Origin of the sequence: Acetoanaerobium noterae, assembly GCF_900168025.1 — a bacterium.
GTDB lineage: Bacteria > Bacillota > Clostridia > Peptostreptococcales > Filifactoraceae > Acetoanaerobium > Acetoanaerobium noterae.
Genome location: NZ_FUYN01000017.1, coordinates 1 through 3,614, shown reverse-complemented (window position 1 = coordinate 3,614; position 3,614 = coordinate 1). Strand labels below are relative to the sequence as shown.

General features: G+C 27.5%; 4 protein-coding genes. All 4 read right to left on the bottom strand.

The window, feature by feature from the left end; all coding sequences use genetic code 11:
• Positions 1-313 precede the first annotated feature (313 nt).
• A complete protein-coding gene (locus tag B5X47_RS13610; protein WP_079590873.1) occupies positions 314-1,456 on the bottom strand; it encodes a site-specific integrase in 1,143 nt (380 codons plus the stop codon).
• 377 nt (positions 1,457-1,833) lie between these two features.
• Positions 1,834-2,208: a single-stranded DNA-binding protein gene (locus B5X47_RS13605; protein ID WP_079590871.1), complete on the bottom strand. Its 375-nt coding sequence runs from the start codon at positions 2,206-2,208 to the stop codon at positions 1,834-1,836.
• Between the two features lie 28 nt (positions 2,209-2,236).
• Positions 2,237-2,671, bottom strand: a complete 435-nt coding sequence (locus B5X47_RS13600) for a single-stranded DNA-binding protein (protein ID WP_079590869.1) — start codon at positions 2,669-2,671, stop codon at positions 2,237-2,239.
• 17 nt (positions 2,672-2,688) lie between these two features.
• Entirely contained in the window at positions 2,689-3,525 is an 837-nt protein-coding gene (locus B5X47_RS13595; RefSeq protein WP_079590867.1) for an ArdC-like ssDNA-binding domain-containing protein, read from the bottom strand.
• Between the last annotated feature and the right edge of the window lie 89 nt (positions 3,526-3,614).

The following is a 3,614-nucleotide window of genomic DNA, read 5'->3' as shown; positions in this document are numbered from 1 at the left end:
TTTAGTGTATTCTATACATACTTAATTCCACTTTATTTAGTTTTTTTTTCCACCTTTTAGTTTTTTTTTCCACTTTATTTAGTTTTTTTTTCCACCCTTTAGTTTTTTTTTCCACCTCTTAGTTTTTTTTTCCACCCCATTTAGTTTTTTTTTCCACCCTATTTAGTTTTTTTTCCCACCTTTACGTTCTGTACACGTTGAAATTACTTGTCTACAGAAGCCCGAAATGTTGTTATGTGTTGTTGTTAATAATTATATATATTTATATAGATAAAATTAGAACCTTAAATATAAAAAAAGAAAGATTTCTATTTTATCTAAAATAACTTTGTATCACTATAGTTTCTCTTTCGTGACCTAAGTTTTTAGATACCTCTTTAACTATTTGCTTATCGTATCCATAAAAATCATTTTTTGTAGAACCTGCTTTTTCTATAAGTTCTTTATATAGATTTCTAGCATACTCAGCTCTAAAAGCATGATTATCTATAGCACGTGGATATTTTTCAAATAAAGGAGCATAGTTTCCTTTTTCTAGGATGATTTTATCTACTATTTTTGTTAATTTATCTTGATATTTTTCAAGTACCTTCGCATCTCGGGTTTTACCTCCTTTTTCTTTAACAGTAATAGATATTATTTTTCCAGTAATATCACGATTGAAATTTTGGCTTGTTATTTTGAGCATGGACTGTCTTCTTATTCCAGTAGCCTGAGCTATAGTAATCTGATTTTCATAATTCTTAGGATTATATTCTTTATCCATAATTGAATCTTTTCTTGAACGAACTGAATCGGTGTATCTTTTTCTATCGAGTCCAACTTCTTTTTTTGTCATATTAAATTCAAAGACTTTATTTAATGCTGCTAAATCTTTATCTGTAGTCCAAGCGGATAAACCTTTCTCTTGTCTTGATAAAAGATATTCTTTTGCATGATCTTTATTTATTTGTTCTATAGCTTTAATATCAGGATATTTTTGCTCCAACCATTTTGTAAATTCTTTACTTGTTTGTTTATAATTAGTATAAGTTTGATATGAATGTATCCCAGCGTTTTTCAGTGGATTTACGTAAAGATTATTTTGCCTTGCAAAACTTCTAATGACCATCTTATCATCATGCTTAGAAGCTCCTATTTTAAGCATAGACTGCATTTTATAATGAATCTGGACTCCTAATGGCTTAGATGGTTCAAAAGTCTTTTTAGAAGCGATTTCGAGCCTTTTATCAGTAAAAATTCTCTCTACAAATAGTTTATCTGAAGGATTATAGTTTTCTTGAGTTAAATAGTTCTGTATAGTGCTATGATTTACTTCATAAAGAGTTGATATATTGTTTTGGTGACAATAATTTACAAATTTATCTGCGACTTTTTGCATATCAATTCCATTTTTTATTTCAGTTTTAAATTTTTGCTTAACTTTGAATCCTATCTGTTTTTTTAAATTTCCCATTTAATTCTCCTTTTTTTGTATCTCACTATTTTGAGTTGCTCCTGGTCTTCAGGAAAATTATTGAGTTACACTTATTTAAAAATAGACGGACTTCTAAACGGACTGTTCGCTTAGTACATTTTTCCGTTTAAAGTCGATCTGGAAGCGACTGAATTACTCGTTCTTACAGTTTTTTGCTCTTTAAATCTTTCTAGTTTTTTGAAGGTTTATTTTTTGAAGATTTTTTCTAGGGTCAAATCCTTAGAAGTATTGATTTTAAAGTCTTTTTTTTCAGTAAAAATTTTTTCAAATTTTTTTTTGTATTGTTTTTCGGTTATATCAGGCAAGCCAGATATAACCGAAAAACAAAGGATGGTCGTGTCTTTTGGGCTTGATTTTTATGTCGTTGCTTTGCAAGTAGATTTTTTTGAAGTGGTCTTTGTAGAAGGATCTGCTTCATTAATTGTTTTCCAATCTGTATAGTTTATTTCTTCAGCAATTATCTTAGAACAATAATAGGTGATATCTTCTTTAACATATTTGTAATTTTGAAATTCTCCAAGAACTGAAACCATTCTATTTTTCTGAAAATACTTTTCTATAAACTCTGCTTTTTTTCCGAATACTGTTACGTTAAAAAAATCGGCTCCTATATTACCATCTTGTTCTTTATAGTTTCTCTGTACTAATACTCCTAGATTAACTATCTTTTTTCCATTATTTTCTAAAGCAAATATATTAGTACATTTTCCATTTATTACAATTTGATTCATTTTTATATCTCCTTTGTAGTTTTATTTTTTAAAATGGCATATCATCATCAGTTTCTATAGCTCTAAATATATTTTCATTAAATTCTTCAGGCATTTCATAAAAAGCTTCATTCTCTTTAATTTCTTGTGGTAATTCACTTTTTTTAGATTCTAATTTTTTTATACTTCTTATTAAAATTTCACTAACAGTTCTGTTAACTCCTTGCTTATCTTTATAATTTCTTATTCTTACTCTACCTTTTAATTCAACTAATATTCCTTTTTCAAAATTATTTGCTATATATTCTGCTTTATTCTTCCATGCTATACAAGGAAAGTAATCTGTTTCATAGATCTGTTCTTTATTTTTAAATCCTCTGCTTACAGCTAATGTAAAATTAGCAATTCCATTTCCTGTGCTTGGTAGATATCTTAGCTCAGGATTTCTAACTATTCTTCCAGTTAATACTATTGAATTAATCATCTTTAACCTCTCCCTTTTTAATTTAAATTGTTATATTCTTTTTCAATGTCCTCTATTAATTTATTACTTGTGCTTGAAATAGTGGTTAAACTTTCTTTAAACTCTTTTATTTCTTCACTGCTGCTATAGGATGCGATGTAGTGAAAACTTGATTGCTCACCCTCAAATCCAAAATGACTAGCAACAACAAACGCAATACTTTCAGCTTCAACCTCTTTCTTTTTTCTATTTTTTTCATTAGGTTTCAAAACATCCTTATTGTGTAATATTGAATGAGCTATTTCATGTATTAATACATTTAGATATTCTTTTTGAGATAAACCTTCTTTAATAGTGATATCTTTAGTTTTGTGTGAGTAATAACCACTACAATTATTTTTAATTGGTTCTTCTTTTATTGGTACTGGTGATACGGATATTAAACATTGCTTAAACTTTTCATAATTTTCTACTTTTCCGACAATATCTTCTTCATATGATGGACGAAGAGGTAAAGATTCACCTTCCGTCTGGGATATATCAAATACTGTAGTTACACTATAAGATAGATATTCTTTAACAGATTCCTCTTCATCTTTTAAACCTTTGTTTTTTCTGATTATTGGTCTTATTATCTTTAAACCTTTTTCACCTTTTTTTACATTTCTATTAAACTCGTTTTGCCAACCTTTATATCCTTTTACTAATGTCGCACCAGGATTTTGCATATAGATAAGCAAACAGTTTTGAAATGAGTAATTATGAAATTTACTCATTACTTTAAGAAATTCCTTATAGTTCCTATCTTCAAAAATGTTTTTTAAGCCTTTTTCCAATTTTTCTAAAGTTTCTTTTAAAGCATTTTTCTTTTCCACAATAAATCTCTCCTTTTTTAAAATATATTTTTTTAAAATAAAAAAAGGATATGAAAAGTACAAAAAATGTACTTAACATATCCTTTAGG